We start from the raw sequence: 20,645 nt of genomic DNA on the forward strand, positions 1-20,645 counted from the left end.
AGACATTTTAATTATCTTTTTATACCATATGCTAATAAACTAGCTGCTAAAAAAATAAATGCAACAAATTTTAAAGGACTAATAAAGAATGTTTTTGCTGTAATAAAAAACATAACTGGAAAAATTAATAGTAAAATCCATGAATCTTTATGTTTTCCAGCATACAAACCTACTAAAACTGAAAAAATCATATCAAATCCAAATACAATAAAACCAATTTGCGTAACATCATCAATTGTAAATAATTCAGAAACCATTGGAATAACCAATGCAAAAATTGCTGAAATCACTATATACCACAGTGTTCTAATTAAATTTATTTTTTTACTCATTCATTTAATTCCTCTTAATATAAAATATTTACATATATATTACTCTAATTCTAAGCCAAAAGAAAGAGCGCTTAAAAAATAAAGTGGTGCAGTTTCAGCACGAAGAATGCGTGGTCCTAATGCTGCACAAATAAAATTATTATTACATAATTGTTCAATTTCTTCAGGAGAAATACCTCCTTCTGGGCCAAAAAATGAAATTATAGAAGAATATCCATGCTTTTTTAATTTAATTACTAAATCAGAAAGTGCATTCTTCTCACCATTTTTTGCTGATTCCTCATATGCTACTAAAGAATAGTTACATGATTTACTGATCTCGATCAATTCAGTTAATCCACTAATAAATTTAACATTAGGTATACGCATACGATGTGATTGTTCGGCAGCATTTTGTGCAATTGTTTGAAGTCGTTGAATTTTTTTTATTTGTTTTTTATTATTCCATCTAGCAACTGAATATTGACTATTAAAAAAAATGAAGTTATTAGCACCAAGTTGTGTGCCTTTCTTAACAATTTCTTCTGCTTTATCTCCCTTGGATACACCACAAGCAATTGTCACATCGACAGGCAATTCAGAATTACAATGTAATTCCGAAACAATTTCAAAATATCCCTTCTTCTTATCAACATCTAATATTTTTGCTATAAATCCATTTTCATTAGTTGTTACAAGTTCAAAGCAATCATCTTTTTTCATTCTTAAAACATGAACTAAATGATGAAAAATATCATCTGGTAAAAGTAACTTTTTATTTTTATCTTCAATTGAAAATTCTTTTGTTGTAAAAAATCGTTGCATAAATTATTCTCCTGCCATTGGAACGTGTGCAATAATTGAATACCAATCTTTTTCATTTAAAATGTCATCAATTATAAAGCCATTTGATAATAAATTTTTAATTACAATATCTTTTTTATTGGAAATAATTCCTGATGTTATGAATTTTCCACCCTTCACTAAATTGTTTTTAGCTTGAGGAATTAATGGTATTATGATTTCCGCTAAAATATTAGCAACAATTAAGTCTTTTTTTTCATTTATTCCATCTAAAAGATTATTAACTTTAACATTTACATCTTTTGCAACTAAATTTAAAGCTAAATTTTCTTTTGTTGCTTTAATAGCCTCATTATCAATATCATAAGCATCAACTTTACCAGCACCTAAATATTTTGCTGCAATACTTAAAACACCTGATCCAGTACCAACATCTATTATTGACTCATTTCCACGAATGGTCTTTTCTAAAGCTAACAATGCTAAACTAGTTGTTGGATGCTTACCTGTACCAAATGCACGTCCTGGATCTAATCTAATGACATTTTCTAACTTATCCTCAGGAACATAATCTTCCCAACTAGGAACAATTGTCAAATAACGTGTAACTCTAATTGGATGATAATACTTCTTCCAAACATCTCTCCATGATTCATCATCAACATCACTAACCTTAACAACCGCTTTTCCTGGATTTAATCCGTATTTTGATAATGATTTAATTTTTTCTTCTAACTCAGGAATTTTTTCAATTATATTAATTTTATCTGGGAAATATGTAATTATTTCTACATCATTTGCTCCATTAGTATCATCAATTTGTACTCCACCAGCATTATTTTCCATTAAAATATTTATTACAGCTTCACTCGCTTCGTTTGAAGTTTCAATAACTAATTTAGTCCATTCCATTTATATTCCTCCTAAAACTTAGGATATGGTAGAATTTCATTATCATCATTATTTTTTTCAAGTTGTTTTTTAAATTCATCCATATTCCAATTTAAATTGAATGTTTCAATTTTTTCATCATTAATAAAGTCCATTAAATCAGATTCACCATTATCTAATGTATCTTGTAATACATCTAAAAAAGCATCTGCCTCCCCTTTTGTCCATCCTTTTTTTCCATTAAAGGGTAAACAAACTAAAAAATCGTCTTTATTAAATTTAATTTCCTTAGTTTTATCAAATAATAAAATTTCATCATAAAAATCAATTATGGGTTCTACAGATTTCATATCGTTTGAATCTATAATTTCTCGATTACTATTATTCTCAATATAAAATTCCATTCCTAATATAAACGACCGATTTTTTTTGTTCCATTTCCATTCTAATGCTCCATCAAAATCAATTTGATCTAAATTCTCATCCAAATAGTCAATCAAAGATTTTTGTTTCATTTTCCATACCTCAATTTATATTCTCTTGTCAATATTTTATCGTGGTTTAATAAAACTTGCAAAACAATAAAAATAAAGACTATGGCATTACCATAGTCTTTATTAAAAACAATAATATTTAATTATTGATTCCATGCATTCTTAAATTGTGATTCACCTTTTTTAATTAATGAATTTACATTACCATCTTTTGCATGGCTTAAAATATCTTGCATGATAGTATTCATTTCTTGATATGCAGCATTTGAATTCTTTGTTACAGGAACTGAGTATAAATGCTTTGTAGAAGCTTCAACTTGTGCTGGAACTTTAGAATCTTTATTATCCTTATATTCTTTGCTGTCAATTACACTTTGTGAAACTGGAATATAACCTGTTTGTTGTGCCCAGTATAATTGAGATTTCTTACTTGTTAAGAATTTCATATACATAAATGCAGCTGTTCTTTGTTCTTTAGATGCATTTTTAAACATGTAAATATCTGTTCCTTGTTGCATATTCCATTTTCCTGGACGAGGTGCAACCCCATATTCGAACTTATTATTTACACCCTTCTTTACAAAACTTTCTCCTGCACTTGTACCAACAAACATTGCTACTTTTTGATTTGAAAAATCACCTGATAAATATCCATTAGAACCAGCTGTTTTGAAGTATCCATCTTTAATTCCATCAGCGTAGTAATTAATTACTTTCTTAGATTTCTTTGATGTTAAATTAATCTTTGATGTAAAATCTACGCCTTCATTTCTCATACCTAAAACGTAGTAATTTGATAATGAATCAAATCCAGCACCAACAACTTTGTGATCTGATTTTTCATAAATTGTTTTTGCTGCTTCCTTCAATTCTTTCGTTGTAGTTGGAACTTTTACACCATACTTATCTAACAATGTTTTATTGTAAACTAATACTTCAACTGATTTGTTAAATGGTAATCCATATTGTTTACCATCAATTTGTGCACCTTCTAATAAATCAGACTTAATTCCACTTTTTGCAGCACTGCCCCAACCAATTTTTGAATTATTAATATAAGGTTTTAAATTAACTAATAAATCATTTTGAGCTGCTGTATATAGCCATCCAGGATATGCTTGAGTAATTGTTGGCAAATCCTTTGGTGATTGCAAAGTTGATGTAATCTTAGACTGTAAATCTTTATATTGTCCTTGATTTTCAAGTTTAACAGTAATATTAGGATTTTCTTTTTCAAAATCTTTTGTTAACTTTTCCAATGCCTTTTGTTGATTTCCTGACATTCCATGCCAAAATGTAATAGTTGTTTTCTTTGTAACTTTTGTTGGAATACTATCTGCGTTTGCAGTAGCATTAACACTCCCAGCAATTGTTGCAAAAACAGTAGCTGCTGTAGTAACTGCAACTGCTAATTTTTTTATGAACTTCATAAAAGTTCCTCCTTTATAAAATTTTTTATTTTAATACAAAATTAGACGTTGTCCATTTTGCACTAATATACATTTTCCAAAGGGATTTTTTAATTTTTCAGGATGAAAACTATGTATTGTTGTTAACAATTGCGGCTTTATTCCTGCGATAATCTCATCCAATTCCTGTGCTGTAGCATGTCCCGAGCATGCAAGAGCAACGAATTCAACTTGATGCTTCTTTAAACAATTTAAAAATTTTTGATACTTAGGATCAAAATCTCCTAATGGTTCCGCATCACTATGAATATATAAAGTATAAGGTTGTAACTTATCAAAGTTATCTTCTATTTGCCATACAAATTCTGTTTTATCTTTCAATAATGCTTTATAACTCACCTCCTTAATAGGATTAAGTTCCTCAATTTTTTCTTCATTCGGTAAATAATAATATAGAAACTCTTTATTAGTAATCTTTTTAATTAATTGTGCACGTTTAGCTGTTAAAACTATTTTTCGTGGACAATAATTACAAAAATTAATTAATCGAGCTATGTTACCTGGGTAAGTATTAAACACAATTGGTCGATTTTTAGCTTGGTTAACTTTATTAATAAAAGACTGAAGTAATTCTTTTTCAGATATCGCATCCTTTTGGTTATTGTCAGGAAAACTAACTCCTACACCTTCACAAATTAATAGATCACAATTTTTAGCACTTTTAAGCATTTTTTGTGTAAATTCTGGATTAAATCCATGCATTCTTAAATCTCCTGTATAAACAATAAATTTATCTGGAGTATGAATAAAAAGTGCAACTGCACCACTCGCATCATGATCAACGGGATAAAGTTCAACAGTGATATCACCAATTTTTATTGGTTCATACATCTTTGCAGCAATTATATTTCGCATATAATTTTGCGGATGTTTTGCTGCTGGTAATAAAAATGAGCCACTTTGGTTTAATGTTTTCAAAATTTCAATTGTATCAAAGCTACTATAAATTGGAATTCTTTGATCAACAAAATTTAACATTTTTGTATGGTCTAAATGCAAATGTGAAATAAATGCAGCAGAATGTTTAAACTTATTTTCCCATTTAGGAGCACCATCTAAATTTTCATCATAAAAATCATTTAACTTAGGAATTAGCTTATTTTTTATTAATGTTTTGTAAGTTTCATCTGGTAATTTTAACGTTGGACGAAACTCAGTTCCTAAATCAAAAAATATATGTGAGTCATCATATATAATTTCTATATTTGTCCCACCTATTGTATTTACACCCTGATGATAAATTATTTCTGTTTTTTTATCCTTTAATACCATCACGTGTAACTCCTTTAATTATTTGTTTTCTAAAAATAAAGTAGACAATTAAAATAGGAATAACAGTCAGAGTTGCAGCAGCTAATTGCAATTGTGTTTGTGCTCCACCATCAGAAGTAAAGTTTGCTAATCCATTGTTCAAAAGCCTCATCTTATCATCATTTGTAACTAATAAAGGCCATAAGAATGAATTCCATCCAGAAATAAATGATAATAATCCAACAGTTGTTAATGCTGGTTTGGCCATTGGAACCAAAATTTTCCAAATATAATCCCAATTACTTGCACCACTTATCTTTGCTGCTTGATAAATACTTCGTGGAATCCCTTGGAAGTAACTATTTAAGTAGTAAATATAAAATACACTCGTAGTGAATGGTAAAAACAAGCCAATATAAGTATTTAATAATCCCCATTGAGCTATAGTATTATAGTTTGTAAAAATAATAGCTTCCGATGGAATCATTAACAAAGATACTAAAAGAAATTTTACAAATTTCTTACCCTTAAAATTAAGTGTTGTTAAAGCAAAAGCAGCTAATAATGAAGTTAATAAAACACAAATTGTATCAATTGAAGAAATAATCAATGTATTTACAAAATAGTTTAAAAATGGCGCTTGTTGAAATACTTGTATATAATTTTCAAAATGCAAATGATGAGGAATTATTGTTGGTGGAATACTTGTTGTTTCTGGAAATGACATTAATCCACCTAAAATCATATAAATAAATGGAAAAACTGTAATGATACTTAGTACAATTATAAAAGTCCACGTAATTAGACCTGTTATCTTTTTCATCGATGGTTCACCTTATCTAGTAATTTATTTTGTAAAAATGAAATTATCAAAATAACAAAGAATAATAAAACTGTAGCTGCCATTGCCACACCTGGAGTACCAACGATTTGGAATTTATTAAATATATAATATACTGCTGTCATTGCACTTCCAGCTATTCCAGGTTGGCCATTAAATAGCGCATAAATCTGAGTATAAACTTTGAAAGCATTAATCAAATTTACAGTTAATAAAAACGCTAATGTTGGTATTAATTGAGGTAATGTAACTTTAAAAAATACTTCTGAATCAGATGCGCCATACATTTTTGCAATTGTATAGTGTTGACTGTCAATACCTCTTAATGCGGACATTAAAATTACAATATTAAAAGCTAAACTTAACCATATACCGAAAATTATTGCAGTAATCATATTCATATTTGGATCATCTAACCAGTTTGGTGTTCCTAGGTTGAAAAATTTTAAAATGTAATTTAATAATCCATATTGACCATTAAAAATATAACGAAATACTATACCAATGGCGATTGTACTTGTTACATATGGCATAAAAAATAATGTTTCAAAAAACTTAGAATGTTTTACTTTATTAAATAAATTCCATGCAATTGCAATTGAAATAATCATTCCAATCGGTACTACAGTAAATGCATATAAAGCTGTATTCTGTAATGCCTTTGCAAAATATGGATCATGAATAACATATTTATAATTTGATAAACCTGTCCAGTGCATTGAAATTAGAGTACCTGATTGGAAACTCATTATAAATGCTCTAATTATAGGGAAAATACTAAAAAGTGCAATTCCGATTAATGCAGGTCCTAAAAACCACCATGCACTCCAATCATTTTTTGCTTTATGTTTTTTCATCTTAATATACCCGTTCTCCATTTTCTTTAAATATAAATGCTTTATCCATATCGAATCTTAAATTAATAAAGTCACCAATATTAATTAAATCTTCTATATTAACTAGAGATCTATATTGTGTTTGATTAATATAAAATTTTAAAATTCTATCTCGTCCGATAAGTTCTATATCATCAACTTTAATTTGAAAATCTGCAGACTTTTCAGATGAAAGTTGTAAATTTTCTGGACGAATTCCTAAAACATATTTACCTGATTTTAATGGTTCTTTTAATTTTGATTGATTTATTCTATTTAATAAAATACTGAATTGTGATGATCTTAACTGATCATCATCAAAACTAACATTAAATAAGTCAATGACTGGATTGCCAATAAAATTAGCAACAAATTGATTTGTTGGATTTAAATATAAATTTTGACTTTGATCTGCTTGTTGGACAATCCCATTATTTAATAAAATAATGCGATCTCCAATAGAAAGTGCTTCTTCTTGGTCGTGTGTTACAAAAATAGTTGTAATACCAACCTCTTTCACTAAAGAACGAATTTCTTCTCGAATTTGTAACCGAAGACGTGCGTCTAAATTACTGAGCGGTTCATCCATTAATAGAACCTTAGGTTGTTGAACTAAAGCTCTTGCAATTGCAACACGTTGTTGCTGACCACCAGATAATTGACCTGGCCTTTTTTGAGAAATGTCTGTTATATGAGTTAATTCCATATATTTTAAAGCAATTTTTTTTGCTTCTTTTTTTGAAATTTTATTTTTTCCTACAGTTAATGGGAACATTACATTTTCTTCAGCAGTCATATGTGGAAATAAAGCATAATTTTGAAATACGAAACCAATATCGCGATTTTCAGGTGCAATATTCAAAACAGATTTACCATCAAATTTTATATCACCAGATGTTGCATCTAATAGCCCAGAAATGATGTTTAATAAAGTCGATTTACCACATCCACTTGGCCCTAATAAACAAACTAATTCGCCTTTTTCCACTGAAAAATTAACATTTTTCAATGCCTCATAGCCATTTTCATAAGTCTTATTGAGGTTAGAAACTTCAATCATCTTGCAATACTCTCCTATTCATTCAAATAAAGTTATCCACAAAATATTGCGATTTTTCAATTCATATAACACCATAAATTGTATCAGTGATTAAAAAATAATCAATAGATTTTTTGAATTTTTTTTGAATTTTAAGTCATTTTTTTGAAATATTGCCTTTTTTCCAAAAAAATTAAATGTTCGGTTTTTGTGTCATCTTTAATAAATATGGAAACTTATCATTTTATCATTTGGAACGTTCCAAAAAATATAATAAAAAGACACTGCATTTCTATTTTTTTTTTGTTAAAATGATTAACAAGAATAGTAAAGGAGACATTCCCATGGCAAAATATAAAATGATTCTTGATTTAGATACTGGTATTGATGATGCATTAGCAATTGCATATGCGCTCGCTACTCCCGAATGTGATTTGATTGGTATTGTATGCTCTTATGGTAACGTAATTACTAAAAAGGCAGCTCAAAATAGTTTAGATCTATTAGAATTACTTGGACATTCAGACATTCCTGTTTTTATAGGAGCAGAGCATTCATTAACAACAGATCATTTTGATGTAATGCCTATAAGTCAACAAATTCATGGTGTAAATGGTATTGGAGAAGTTGAATTACCTACTGCAAAACGTCCAATTGAAAAGCAAGATGGTGTTGATTTTTACATTGAAGCAGCACATAAATACCAAGGTTCTTTAATAATTGTTCCTACTGGTCCATTAACAAACCTTGCCCAAGCAATTAAAAAAGATCCAGAGATTGTAGATTTAATCGGTCATGTAACACTTATGGGAGGAGCGTTAACAATTCCTGGGAATGTTAATCCCGTTACTGAAGCAAATATAAATCAAGATCCGGAAGCTGCAAATCAAGTATTTCAAAGTAATTTACCTCTTACAATGGTTGGATTAGATGTTACTACAAGAACACTATTAACAAAAAATGAAACACAAATTTGGCGCGAATTAGGTACTAAATCTGCTATTGCATTTGCCGATATTGTTGATTATTATATAGATGCATATAAAATTACTAGCCCACATCTTGGAGGCTGTGCTTTACATGATCCATTAGCTGTTGCTGCTGCAGTTGATCCTAGTTTATTACAGACAATATACTTAAATATGAAAGTTGAAACTGAAGGCCCATATGCCGGAAGAACGATTGGTGATGAAAAACGTATCAACGATCCAGCAACTACATGTCAAGCTGCTGTAAATGTTGAAAAAGACAGATTTGTATCAATGTTTATGGACAAGTTATCAGCCTTATTTAATCAGAATTAATAAGGAGTTTATCTATTTTGGAATATATCGGAGTTCTACTATATGTTCTATGGTTATTAATTACGATGTTTAAATTTGGAAGTTTACCTCGTAATCGTTCATTTTCATATATGTCTGCTGTATTTGGCAAAATAAAGTGGTACCATAATGTTCGTACGCTATTATTATTAATATCTATAGCGATTACAGTTTGGTATGCTCCACTTAAAGTAGTATATTTATTAATTTTTATTTCTGCTTTTATACTTGGAATTACAGGAATTAAAAATTTCTTTAGATGTATTGGGAATCCCTGGGTTGACTTAGGTATTTTCCTTTCCTGCTTTATTTGCACATTTTTAAGTGGTACATTTATAATTAAATTATAAAAAAAGCAAATTTCGATTATCTTTTAACCTTAGATAAATCGAAATTTGCTTTTTTATATGTTCTTTAAAATAAACTTCTCTAACTCTTCATCAAAATTATATTTTTTAAAATTTCCCCTATTAAAATGTAAAAACGCTGGAAAATTATCAATTTTTAATTTTTCAATTATATTTTTTAAAATAGGTCTCGTTTCTTGATTATTTACATCAACATAATAAATATTTGTTCCTAATTTTCTTGCAATATAACTTAAATGAGATACAAACTCTAAACACTGTATATTAGATCGTTTACCAAAATAAACAAAAAAGCGATCTCTATTTATAATTAATTCATCCCAATTATATGACTTTATTTTTATAAAAAAATCAACCTTTTTATCATATACTTTTTTTTGCCAAAAAAGCATCCTTTTTTCTTCAAAAGTCAAGCTATTATTTTCATTATATGCGAACTTATGAATCATTATTGGAATTGAAATTATAGTAGAACTAATACAAAATATTTTTAATTTACTCTTTAAATTCATGGGATCGCCTCCTAATATACTACTAAATTAAGTATAACCCATTTGTCTAAAAAAATTTAATCACAAGAAATATTACAAAATGTTACAAATATTACAAAAAAGTGTCAAAAAGTAATATTTTTGCTATATTAATGTTACTTTATTTAGATATACTTTTCACTGGTGGTTCTTTTAGAACTAGTTTCGAAATAATAGTAATATATAAATAATTTTTTAGGAGTGAAGTTTCTATAATGAAATTAAATAAAGTCTTAGTGTCAGCAGCTGCTGTTACTGGAATTGCTGCAGCTACATCAGTTGCTAATGCAGATAGCATCTCTGTAAAACAAGGTGATACACTTTCTGAATTAGCTGAAAAATATAATACAACTGTTGAAGCAATTCAAGAAGCAAATAAGATTGAGGATGTCAATTTTATTACAGTTGGGCAACAATTAAACATTCCAACACAAGCAAACTCAACAGCAGAACAATTCAATAATGTTCAAGTAACTTCAGATCAAGCTGCTGCTCAACAAGCTGCCGCTGAAGCTGAACAACAAAAACAAGCTCAAGAAGCTGCTGCTCAACAAGCTGCCGCTGAAGCTGAACAACAAAAACAAGCTCAAGAAGCTGCTGCTCAACAAGCTGCCGCTGAAGCTGAACAACAAAAACAAGCTCAAGAAGCCGCTGCTCAACAAGCTGCCGCTGAAGCTGAACAACAAAAACAAGCTCAAGAAGCCGCTGCTCAACAAGCTGCCGCTGAAGCTGAACAACAAAAGCAAGCTCAAGAAGCTGCTGCTCAACAAGCTGCCGCTGAAGCTGAACAACAAAAACAAGCTCAAGAAGCTGCTGCTCAACAAGCTGCCGCTGAAGCTGAACAACAAAAGCAAGCTCAAGAAGCTGCTGCTCAACAAGCTGCCGCTGAAGCTGAACAACAAAAGCAAGCTCAAGAAGCTGCTGCTCAACAAACTCAAACTGAATCAAATTCATCAAACCAACAATCTACTTCACGTTCATCAAGTAATTTATCTTCATCTGAAGAAGAAGCTCGTGCTTGGATTGTATCCCGTGAATCTGGTGGAGACTATTCAGCTCGTAATGGACAATACATTGGTAAATATCAATTAAGTGAAAGTTACTTAAATGGTGATTATTCTGAAGAAAACCAAGATTATGTTGCTGGACAATATGTTGCAAGTCGTTATGGTTCTTGGCAAAATGCCAAAGAACATTGGGAAACATTTGGTTGGTACTAAAATATTTAAAAACACAGTTTTGAAACTGTGTTTTTTTTTCATAATAAAAATTAAAAAGACTTGATTGTTATAACAATCAAGTCTTTTATACTGAGATATTAAATTATTTAACACTAATAATTTTTACAATCATATCTCCACCAGGTGTTGTAATACTTACCTTTTCACCCTTTTTATGACCTACCAATCCTTGTGCAATTGGTGATTCATTTGATATCTTACCGTTAAATGGATCTGCTTCAGCCGCACCAACAATTTGATAAGTTTCAGCTTCTTCACCATCTTCTTGAAATGTAACTGTTTTCCCTACTGAAACCTCGTCTGAATCTACATTTTCATTATCAATGATTTCAGCATGGTTAAGCATATTAGAAATTTCTTTAATTCTACCCTCTACAAATGATTGTTCATCTTTTGCAGACTCATATTCAGAATTTTCAGATAAATCACCAAATGATCTTGCAATTTTAATACGTTCAATTATTTCTGCTCTTTTATTTGTTTTTAATTCTTCTAATTCTTCTTCTAATTTCTTTTTTCCTTCTGCAGTCATCGGAAAAGTTTTTTCTTCTGCCATTAATTTTCCTCCTAAATATAATTAATTACAATTCATTTTTTTGAATAATATCACGAATTTTTGTTACTAATAAATCAATAGCAACTTGATTTTCTCCACCTTCTGGAACAATAATGTCAGCATAACGTTTTGATGGTTCAATAAATTGATGATACATTGGTTTAACTGTTGCCAAATATTGATCAATTACAGATTGTAATGAGCGGCCACGTTCTTCAATATCACGTTGAATTCTACGAATAATACGGATGTCATCATCTGTATCAACAAAAATTTTAATATCCATTAAATCACGTAGTCTTGGATCATTTAATACTAAAATACCTTCAACCAAGATAACATCTTTTGGTTCTTGATGAATAACTTGGTCGCTACGTGTGTGAATCGTATAATCATAAACTGGGATATCAATTGGTTTCCATTGTAATAATTCTTTTAATTGATCAACTAATAAATCTGTATCAAACGCATTAGGATGATCGTAGTTTACTTTTTCACGTTGATCAAATGGAACATCATCTTGTTTTTTATAATATGCATCTTCTTGAATCATTGCCAAAGAATGTCCATGTAATTGTTCCAAGATTGCATTTGATACAGTTGTTTTACCACTTCCTGAACCACCAGTTACACCAATAATTACAGGACGATGATTTTTTTTATTTTCTGACATTATAAATTCCTCGGTTCTTTATTTTTTGTATTCATTATCTTTTTGAACTTTTTCAACATTTTGCTGGTGTTCTTCATATGTTTTCGAATAATAAATTTTACCCGTCTTCATATTTGCAACAAAATATAAGTATCCTTTATCTCGATCTTTAGGATTAAGAACTGCTTTTAAAGCAGAGATTGGTGGATTATTACATGGACCAGGTCCTAATCCATTATTCTTATAAAGATTATATGGTGAATCCACTTCTAAATCTTTATAAGAAATGTTTTGTTTATGTTTACCTAATGCATAGGTTACCGCAACGTCTGTTTGAAGTTTCATATTTTTTTGCAATCGATTTTCAAAAATTCCTGCGATAATATAACGGCTTTCTTGCGTTGTTCCTTCTCCTTCAACAATTGAAGCTAATGTCAATGCTTGTTGGACCGTCATATTTTCTTCTTTAATTTTTTTATAATATGGCTTCAATTCTTGATTTTCTTTTTTTACCATATTTTCAACTAATTGCTCTAATGTTTCATGTTTATTTATACCATACGTTGCAGGATATAAATATCCTTCAAGTTGATATTTTACATCTTTTGCACCTATTGCAGATGATAATAAATCTGGATATTTATCTTTTAATTTATTCAAAAAATCCTGATTTTTCATTAAATTTAAAAAATCACTCTTTTTAAATTTTGTATTTTTTTGAATTTCATCACCAATTTGTTCTATTGTGACGCCTTCTCTAACTACAACTTTTCCAGAATCAATAGGCGTACTTGAACCACCCTTCTGTAACGTTTTTGAAATCTGCATTAGAGACATTGAAGGTTTAAAATTATAATATCCGGCTTTAAATGCACCTAAGCGCTTTGATTTAACATAATAATTAAATACAAAACCGCTGCGTATAACATGTTTCTTTTGTAAAATATCACCAATCTCTTTATTAGTACTTCCAATTGGAATCTTAACTTCTATTGATTGATTTGAGTTAGGATCTAATGGCTTAAGTGATTTCTGTACAAATCTATATCCCAAAAAGCAAAAGAAAAGAAAAACAACTATTAATAGTCCAACTGTCCAATGTATAATTTTTTGAGCAGCTGAATTTTTTGCAACATGAGAACTTTTGCAAGTTGAATTTGTACCTGATGGAGTTGATGATACTTTTTTATTTTTTTTATTTTTTTTATTTTGAATCAAGAGTATTCCCCTCCCCAAGATTCGTTATTATTTTACTAAATCTCAATAAATATTTCATTATAAAATTTAATTTAAAAGAAATATTTATAGAATATTAATATAGTAATTTTAACGCACCTTGATATTTAATTCTTCTTTTAATTTATCAGTAACTTTATTAAAAGCATCATTTACTTTTTCATCATTAAGTGTTCCAGAATTATCTGAATATACTAGTGTATATGCAAGAGATTTGAAACCATCGTCAATGTTCTTACCTTGATATAAATCAAATAATTTTACATCAACTAAGTATTGACCGCCATTTTTCTTAATTGTTTTTACAATTTGTTCATTTGTGATGTTATTTGGTACTAGTAATGCCATATCACGTTTTATTTCAGGATATTTAGAAATTGGAATATAAATTTCATTATCTTTTGGTAATTCAATTATTTTTTGTAAATCCAATTCAAATATATAAGTTGTTTTAATTTTTAATTCTTTTAATAAGTTTGGATGAACTTCACCAATCAATCCAATAAATTCATTATTAATAAATATTTTTGCTGTACGTCCTGGATGCATTTCTTCAAATTCATCTGTTGCAATGTATGAAATATTTTGAGTAATTCCTAATGAATTTAATAAATGTTGCACAATCCCTTTTACAAGATAAAAATCAACAACTTTTTTATCATCATGCCAAGTTGCTTCGTGGAATAATCCGCTTAATGCACCTGCAATATATTCAATATCTTCAGGTCGTTCTTGATCTTTATTGCGTATAAATACCCTTCCTTGTTCATAAAGTGCTACATTATTCACTTTTCGAGCTTGATTATATGCAACATCATCTAATAATCCGCTAATTAGATTCATTCTCAAAGTCGTATGATCTGAACTCATTGGGAAATCTAATTGTGTAGTTTCGGATTCAGCTAACATAAATCGTTTTGCCTTTGTTTCAGTTGTTAATCCATATGAAATTGCTTGAGTTAATCCTGAACTTTCTAATAACTTTCTAGCTGACCTAATAATTTTTTGAGATTTAGTATAATGTCCTTCTGTTAATGGCATTATAGGTAATATAGTAGGTATATTGTCATATCCATAAATCCGAGCTACTTCTTCTATCAAATCTGCTGGAATTTGAATATCCCATCTTCTAGATGGAACATTGACAATTAGCGTTCCTAGTTCATCTTTTGATGTTTTAAAACCTAAACGTTCAAAAATATCAATAATTTCTTCATCACATAATGATGTACCTAAAACTTTATTAATTCGTTCTGATGTAATTTCAATATTTACATTTTTTTCCTGTTCTTGATTTATTTCTAACGTATCAGAAATAATATCCCCTTCACATAAATCTGAAACTAACATAACGGCATAATCAATTGCTTCTTGAATTGTTTGAATGTTAATACCACGTTCAAATCTTTGTGAAGACTCTGAATGTATATTTTCACGACGAGCAGTTTTTCTTACAAGTGATGGATTATATTTTGCAGCACATAAAACAACATTTTGAGTCATTTCAGTTACACTAGTTTCTTGTCCACCAATGATACCAGCTAAAGAAATTGGTTCATCATTAACTGTAACAACTACATCTGATTCTTTAAGCTCTATTTTATCTTCATTTATAGTTGTTAATTTTTCTCCATTTGAAGCATATCTAATTTTGATTTCTTTATCTTTTAATTTATCAAAATCATAAGCTTCAATTGGTTGACCATAATCCATTAAAACATAATTAGTAACATCAACAACATTATTTACTGGTTTAATTCCAGCATTCCAGAGACGTCTTTGTAGCCATAATGGACTTGGCTTAACTTTAACGTTTTTTACCATTCTAACTTTATATGGTGATACCAAATCATTTGATGTAGCATCTAAAGTTAAATAATCTTCAATGTGTAAGTCAGCATCTTCTTGTACTTGTGGAGTTGGAAACTTTACATTACGGTTGTAAATTGCAGCAACTTCATAAGCTACTCCACGCATACTTAACATATCTCCTCTATTTGGAGTTATATCAATATCAATAACATCTTCATTCATCCCTAAATAATCAAAGATTGAATCACCCGGAATTGCAGTCTCTGGTAAAACATAAATTCCATCAGAAAATTCTTCTGGAACAATTTTATCTGGAAAACCAATTTCTTGTAATCCACAAATCATTCCCATTGAAATTTCGCCACGCATCTTTCCCTTTTTAATTTTCACGTGTCCAGCAATCCATGAATTAGGTAAAGCTACAATTACATTTTGCCCCTTTTTAACATTTGGAGCACCACAAACTATTTGATAAGGTTCTTCTTCTCCAACGTCAACTTGACAAATATGAAGATGATCAGAATTAGGATGAGGAACACATTCTAAAATGTGACCAACAACAATTTTCTTTTGCCCATCTTCACGTCGACTAACATCATCAACTTCAACCGCAGTTCTTTCAATTTTTTCGCCTAAGTCTACTGGTTTAATATCATCAACTTTTACATATTCATTAAGCCATTTTGTTGAAACTTTCACTATAATTACCTCCTATCCCTTTTGAGAGAATTGATTTAAGAATCTTAAATCATTTAAATAAAATTCACGAATATCATCTACACCATATTTAAGCATTGCAAAACGGTCTGGCCCTAATCCAAAAGCAAATCCTCCATATACATCCGGATCAACTCCAGCCATTTGTAATACATTTGGATGAACCATTCCTGCACCTAATACTTCAATCCATCCACTTTGCTTACATACTTGGCAACCTTTGCCACCACACTTAAAACATGAAACATCTACTTCAGCTGATGGTTCTGTAAATGGAAAATAACTTGGACGCAAACGGATGTCACGATCTTCACCAAAAATTGTTTTAGCAACTAATTCTAGAGTACCTTTTAAATCAGCCATAGAAATATTTTCACCAACTACTAAACCTTCTACTTGATGAAATTGATGTGAATGAGTTGCATCATCTGTATCACGACGATAAACTTTTCCTGGAGAAATCATTTTAAGTGGTCCCTTTGAAAAATCATGTTTTTCTAATGTACGTGCCTGAACAGGTGATGTCTGCGTTCTCATTAATGTTTTATCTGTAATGTAAAATGTATCTTGCATATCTCTTGCTGGATGATCAGGCGGCAAGTTTAGCATTTCAAAATTATAGTGATCTTCTTCAACTTCTGGTCCCTCAATTATTTGAAAACCTAATCCCAAAAATAGTTTTTCAATTTCATCAATAATTTGAGCTAAAACATGAGCTTGTCCTTCTTTGACTGGTACACCAGGAAGTGTAACATCAATTTTTTCTTTTTCTAATTTCTTGGCAATCTTTTCAGCTTCTATTTCATTTTGACGAGTTACAATTGCATTGCTAAGTTCATCACGAATTTTATTTGCTAATGCACCTACTTTAGGACGTTCTTCTTTATCTAATTCACGCATTCCGCGTAATACTTCAGTAATAGATCCCTTTTTCCCTAAAAGTTTAACCCGAATGTCATTAATCATTTCTGAGTTTTCTGCACTTTGAATATCTTTTAATCCCTGATCTCGTAATTCAGTTAGTCGTGTTTGTAAACTCATTTATTTCATTCCCTTCACATTAATTAATTGCGTAAAAAAAGACCTCAATCCCAAAAGGGACGAGGTCTTCGCGGTACCACCCTTATTTTGTTTATAATTACATAAACAACACTTAATTAGATAACGGCCTAATACCGGATTACTTTCGATAATTTCCCAGTAATCACTCAGGAAGTGAATTCAGTCAATATCAACTAAGCCCTTTTCACTATCAGGCTCTCACTAAAAGTTAATTTCTGACTTACTATTTTCCGTCTACGCTTTTCCTAATATAGAATTTTAACTTTTTAAACAACAAACGTCAAGTTTATTTATGATTTTGCATTATCTGCATTGCACCATTTATCTGCCCACAAATGAATAGCTTCCATCACAATTTTCAAGTCTTTACCTCGTTCAGTCAATTGGTACATATTGTGACAAGAATCAAAAGCTATTTTTTTTACTATATTTTCATTTTCTAATTCTTTTAAACGTTCTACTAAAACTCTATCACTACATTTAGAAACTTTTAATGCAATATCTTTAAATCGTTGAGGTCCTTCTTTAAGCAAAACTTCAATAATTAAGCCATTCCACTTTCGTCCTAAAATGCTAAAAGTTTTACTAAATTTAGGACATATTTTAAATTCTTCATTACTGATATTTGTCATGCTAAAATCACCCTTTACACAAAACAAGACTGTGATTAAATCGCAGTCTTAAATTAAGATAATTAAATTATTTTATTCATGAACATGCATTACTTTTTCTGCCCGATCAAGCAGATGATGACTATACTCTTCAACCGCCGAAATTTTATCAACTACTGTTACGATATAACCCTCTGGATATTTAGGAGGAACAATTGTTGCTCCCCACATATGCTTGATAATGATGTCTTTTTCTTTAGGGCTCAAAGTCGTTATCTTCTCTGCATTTCTTACAGCAACTCTTGGATGAATCCATGCATGAGTTCCTAAATCAAACTTTGTATCTCGCCAGTCATAATAAAACAGATCATGCAAAAGTCCAGCTCTTGCAACTGCACGTGCATCAAGATGTAATTTTTTAGCAATCTTATATGAAGTATAGGATACATTAATTACATGATCTAATCTGCTTTCATAATGATGCTGCTGATATTCAGACAACTTTTGAACTTCTGGCTTTAATAGTAAATTTCCCACATAACTCATGTATTCACAATCATTACGCCATTCATTTTCTTTCATATAAGCCTCACTGTCTTTTATTAAATTTCTTTCTAGCGTTTATAATATAGAGCTTTACATCAAAAATCAAGTAATTCTATCATAAAAAATAATTAAATTAATTTTTTAATTGGAACATTAAAATTCCAGCTGCTACTGCAACATTTAATGATTCTGCCTTACCAACAATTGGAATATATAAATTCAATGATGTCTTTGAAAGTAAATCTTTTTGCATTCCGTTGCCTTCATTTCCCATGATTAACGCAAAATCAGAATGTTTTCCTACTTCATTATATGGACGAGCTTTAGGATTTAGTTCTGTTCCAAATACTGGTTTTTTTTGTTCTTTAAATGCATCAATCCATGGATCTAATGGAGCTGAAACCATTTTTAAATGAAATTGACTTCCCTGCATTGAACGTACAATCTTTGAATTATATATATCAGTTGTTCCATTCCCAAAAACAATACCAGTAAATCCGGCAGCATCTGCAGTTCTAACCATTGTTCCAATGTTTCCAGGATCCTGAACATTATCCATAAATAACCATGCTCCAGTAGCATTTTCAGGTTGAACATCCTGCTGCATTTCAATACGAACCACCGCAAAAATTCCTTGAGGATGCTTTGTGTCACTTAAATGCTTAACTACATTATCAGTTATTTGAATCATATCAGTGCCCTCTGGAACTGTTATCTCTTGCATATGTTTAAAATTAGGATCAACCATAATTGTTTCAATTGAAGCATTTGTTCGAATTGCCTCTTTAACTAAATGCCAGCCATCTAATAAATATTTTCCTTGCTTTAATCGGCCCTTTTTGGTATTTAGTTTCGTCCACGCTTTAACCTGTGAATTATTGACAGAAGTAATAACTTTCACTTTATGAAAATCCCCTCAATTATAAATTTCTGATTTTAATTATACTATATTGGCAAAATAAAAAGTATCATTATTTAAATTATTTTTTACTCAATATAATTATTTAACCATAATACCAAGTTGTTTATAAAAATTAAAAACTGTATTTTGATATGTATTCCAATCAGTTAATAAACTTATATCATGAGGAGCATCAGGAATTATCAATAATTGTTTATTCTTTGAATTACATTTTTGAAAATTTTCTTTTGCCATCTCACATGGAACATAATGATCACTACCTCCATGGATAAACAATATTGGCTTATTCGTATGCATAACTGAATCAGATGCTGTTGCTTCTTCAAGATTAAAATGTCCTAAAAGTTTAGCTGCAAATTTTACAAAAGTATAGATAAAGTTTGCTGGCAAGTACATTGATTTAATAACCTTTATTATTATCTCTTTAGGTGAAGTATAGGCACTATCTGCAATTATAGCTACTACGTTACTTGGCAAGTCCAAATTAGAAGCCATTAGTACTGTTGCACCCCCTAATGAACCGCCAATCAATATAATTTTCATTTTAGTTCCAAAGCGTTGATTTATATAATTTACCCATGATAAAACATCAAATCTTTCTTTTATTCCAAATGAAATCACAGTCCCATCACTTTTTCCAGTTGCACGTTGATCTACTATCAATATATTATGACCTGCTTTTCGTGCTAATTGAAAAATTCCACCTGCATCATGTACCCCAGTTGTTCGATATCCATTAAAAGCAATTTCTATTGGAGCGTTTTCATCTCTCATATATAATCTTCCTCGCAATGTTAATCCATCTACTGATACAGTAGAAACTGCTTCAAACGGCTCTTGATTTAATTTATCAATTAAACTAATCATCTCATTATAATAAGGTTTATACTGATTAGTATTTGGCACATCATGTATATCATCAATTCTATTTGGCTTTGCATAAAAAGCAGTATTAAAACAATAAATTGTTAATATTGAAATAAGTAAAATTGCTAATAACATATCTTCACCTTCAAAATATTATATACATTAGACTTATCATAAATAATATAATGAATGTCAAAGAAAAACAAAAAATAAATAAGCACTGACAAC

General features: G+C 29.8%; 22 protein-coding genes and 1 other annotated feature. Of the genes, 3 read left to right on the forward strand and 19 right to left on the reverse strand.

Annotated elements, in window-relative coordinates:
- Positions 1-11 precede the first annotated feature (11 nt).
- From QPK35_RS03445 to QPK35_RS03485, 9 genes are all read right to left on the reverse strand, one after another.
- A complete protein-coding gene (locus QPK35_RS03445) occupies positions 12-332 on the reverse strand; it encodes a hypothetical protein (protein ID WP_290034077.1) in 321 nt (106 codons plus the stop codon).
- Between the two features lie 39 nt (positions 333-371).
- Positions 372-1,136: a 16S rRNA (uracil(1498)-N(3))-methyltransferase gene (locus QPK35_RS03450; protein ID WP_290034078.1), complete on the reverse strand. Its 765-nt coding sequence runs from the start codon at positions 1,134-1,136 to the stop codon at positions 372-374.
- Between the two features lie 3 nt (positions 1,137-1,139).
- On the reverse strand, positions 1,140-2,027 hold the full coding sequence (prmA, locus tag QPK35_RS03455; RefSeq protein WP_290034079.1) for a 50S ribosomal protein L11 methyltransferase: 888 nt from the start codon (positions 2,025-2,027) through the stop codon (positions 1,140-1,142).
- A gap of 11 nt (positions 2,028-2,038) precedes the next feature.
- Positions 2,039-2,521 (reverse strand): DUF3013 family protein, encoded by a 483-nt coding sequence (locus tag QPK35_RS03460; RefSeq protein ID WP_290034080.1) that lies wholly within the window; start codon positions 2,519-2,521, stop codon positions 2,039-2,041.
- Between the two features lie 122 nt (positions 2,522-2,643).
- Positions 2,644-3,930: an ABC transporter substrate-binding protein gene (locus QPK35_RS03465; protein WP_290034081.1), complete on the reverse strand. Its 1,287-nt coding sequence runs from the start codon at positions 3,928-3,930 to the stop codon at positions 2,644-2,646.
- Positions 3,931-3,960: 30 nt separating this feature from the next.
- On the reverse strand, positions 3,961-5,241 hold the full coding sequence (locus QPK35_RS03470) for an MBL fold metallo-hydrolase (RefSeq protein ID WP_290034082.1): 1,281 nt from the start codon (positions 5,239-5,241) through the stop codon (positions 3,961-3,963).
- Positions 5,225-6,043, reverse strand: coding sequence for a carbohydrate ABC transporter permease (locus QPK35_RS03475; RefSeq protein WP_290034083.1), 819 nt, complete (start codon positions 6,041-6,043; stop codon positions 5,225-5,227). Before QPK35_RS03475 ends, QPK35_RS03470 begins: the two co-directional genes overlap by 17 nt.
- Complete coding sequence (locus QPK35_RS03480; protein ID WP_290034084.1) at positions 6,040-6,918, reverse strand: carbohydrate ABC transporter permease; 879 nt, start codon at positions 6,916-6,918, stop codon at positions 6,040-6,042. The genes QPK35_RS03475 and QPK35_RS03480 overlap by 4 nt, the downstream gene beginning before the upstream one ends.
- Before the next feature lies 1 nt (position 6,919).
- Complete coding sequence (locus QPK35_RS03485) at positions 6,920-7,996, reverse strand: ABC transporter ATP-binding protein (RefSeq protein ID WP_290034086.1); 1,077 nt, start codon at positions 7,994-7,996, stop codon at positions 6,920-6,922.
- A gap of 323 nt (positions 7,997-8,319) precedes the next feature.
- Here QPK35_RS03485 and QPK35_RS03490 point away from each other — a divergent pair, with 323 nt between their 5' ends.
- Complete coding sequence (locus tag QPK35_RS03490) at positions 8,320-9,279, forward strand: nucleoside hydrolase (RefSeq protein ID WP_290034087.1); 960 nt, start codon at positions 8,320-8,322, stop codon at positions 9,277-9,279.
- A gap of 17 nt (positions 9,280-9,296) precedes the next feature.
- The gene (locus QPK35_RS03495; protein WP_290034088.1) at positions 9,297-9,647 is read left to right on the forward strand and encodes a hypothetical protein; all 351 of its coding nucleotides are present in this window, start codon (positions 9,297-9,299) and stop codon (positions 9,645-9,647) included.
- A 53-nt stretch (positions 9,648-9,700) separates the two neighbouring features.
- On the opposite strand, the gene QPK35_RS03500 is transcribed toward QPK35_RS03495, so the two are convergent.
- Positions 9,701-10,177, reverse strand: coding sequence for a DUF6568 family protein (locus tag QPK35_RS03500; protein ID WP_290034089.1), 477 nt, complete (start codon positions 10,175-10,177; stop codon positions 9,701-9,703).
- 233 nt (positions 10,178-10,410) lie between these two features.
- Between QPK35_RS03500 and apf the strand changes: the two genes are divergently transcribed.
- Positions 10,411-11,415, forward strand: a complete 1,005-nt coding sequence (gene apf / locus QPK35_RS03505) for an aggregation-promoting factor (RefSeq protein ID WP_290034090.1) — start codon at positions 10,411-10,413, stop codon at positions 11,413-11,415.
- Between the two features lie 103 nt (positions 11,416-11,518).
- Here the strand turns inward: apf and greA are convergent, their stop codons facing one another.
- From greA to QPK35_RS03550, 9 genes are all read right to left on the reverse strand, one after another.
- The gene (greA, locus tag QPK35_RS03510) at positions 11,519-11,992 is read right to left on the reverse strand and encodes a transcription elongation factor GreA (RefSeq protein ID WP_290034091.1); all 474 of its coding nucleotides are present in this window, start codon (positions 11,990-11,992) and stop codon (positions 11,519-11,521) included.
- A 25-nt stretch (positions 11,993-12,017) separates the two neighbouring features.
- Positions 12,018-12,665, reverse strand: coding sequence for a uridine kinase (gene udk, locus QPK35_RS03515; RefSeq protein WP_290034092.1), 648 nt, complete (start codon positions 12,663-12,665; stop codon positions 12,018-12,020).
- Between the two features lie 18 nt (positions 12,666-12,683).
- Positions 12,684-13,862 (reverse strand): endolytic transglycosylase MltG, encoded by a 1,179-nt coding sequence (gene mltG, locus QPK35_RS03520; RefSeq protein ID WP_353851763.1) that lies wholly within the window; start codon positions 13,860-13,862, stop codon positions 12,684-12,686.
- Between the two features lie 108 nt (positions 13,863-13,970).
- A complete protein-coding gene (gene pheT / locus QPK35_RS03525) occupies positions 13,971-16,391 on the reverse strand; it encodes a phenylalanine--tRNA ligase subunit beta (RefSeq protein WP_290034093.1) in 2,421 nt (806 codons plus the stop codon).
- Positions 16,392-16,403: 12 nt separating this feature from the next.
- Entirely contained in the window at positions 16,404-17,450 is a 1,047-nt protein-coding gene (gene pheS, locus QPK35_RS03530; RefSeq protein ID WP_290034094.1) for a phenylalanine--tRNA ligase subunit alpha, read from the reverse strand.
- 52 nt (positions 17,451-17,502) lie between these two features.
- Positions 17,503-17,717 (reverse strand) — a binding site (T-box leader).
- A gap of 44 nt (positions 17,718-17,761) precedes the next feature.
- Entirely contained in the window at positions 17,762-18,103 is a 342-nt protein-coding gene (locus QPK35_RS03535) for a winged helix-turn-helix transcriptional regulator (protein WP_290034095.1), read from the reverse strand.
- A gap of 72 nt (positions 18,104-18,175) precedes the next feature.
- On the reverse strand, positions 18,176-18,664 hold the full coding sequence (locus tag QPK35_RS03540) for an HD domain-containing protein (protein ID WP_290034096.1): 489 nt from the start codon (positions 18,662-18,664) through the stop codon (positions 18,176-18,178).
- Between the two features lie 97 nt (positions 18,665-18,761).
- Entirely contained in the window at positions 18,762-19,529 is a 768-nt protein-coding gene (locus tag QPK35_RS03545; protein ID WP_290034097.1) for a TrmH family RNA methyltransferase, read from the reverse strand.
- A 99-nt stretch (positions 19,530-19,628) separates the two neighbouring features.
- Positions 19,629-20,552, reverse strand: a complete 924-nt coding sequence (locus tag QPK35_RS03550; protein ID WP_290034098.1) for an alpha/beta hydrolase — start codon at positions 20,550-20,552, stop codon at positions 19,629-19,631.
- Positions 20,553-20,645 lie beyond the last annotated feature (93 nt).

The sequence above is a fragment of the Ligilactobacillus cholophilus genome, assembly GCF_030389495.1.
Classification (GTDB): Bacteria; Bacillota; Bacilli; order Lactobacillales; family Lactobacillaceae; genus Ligilactobacillus; species Ligilactobacillus cholophilus.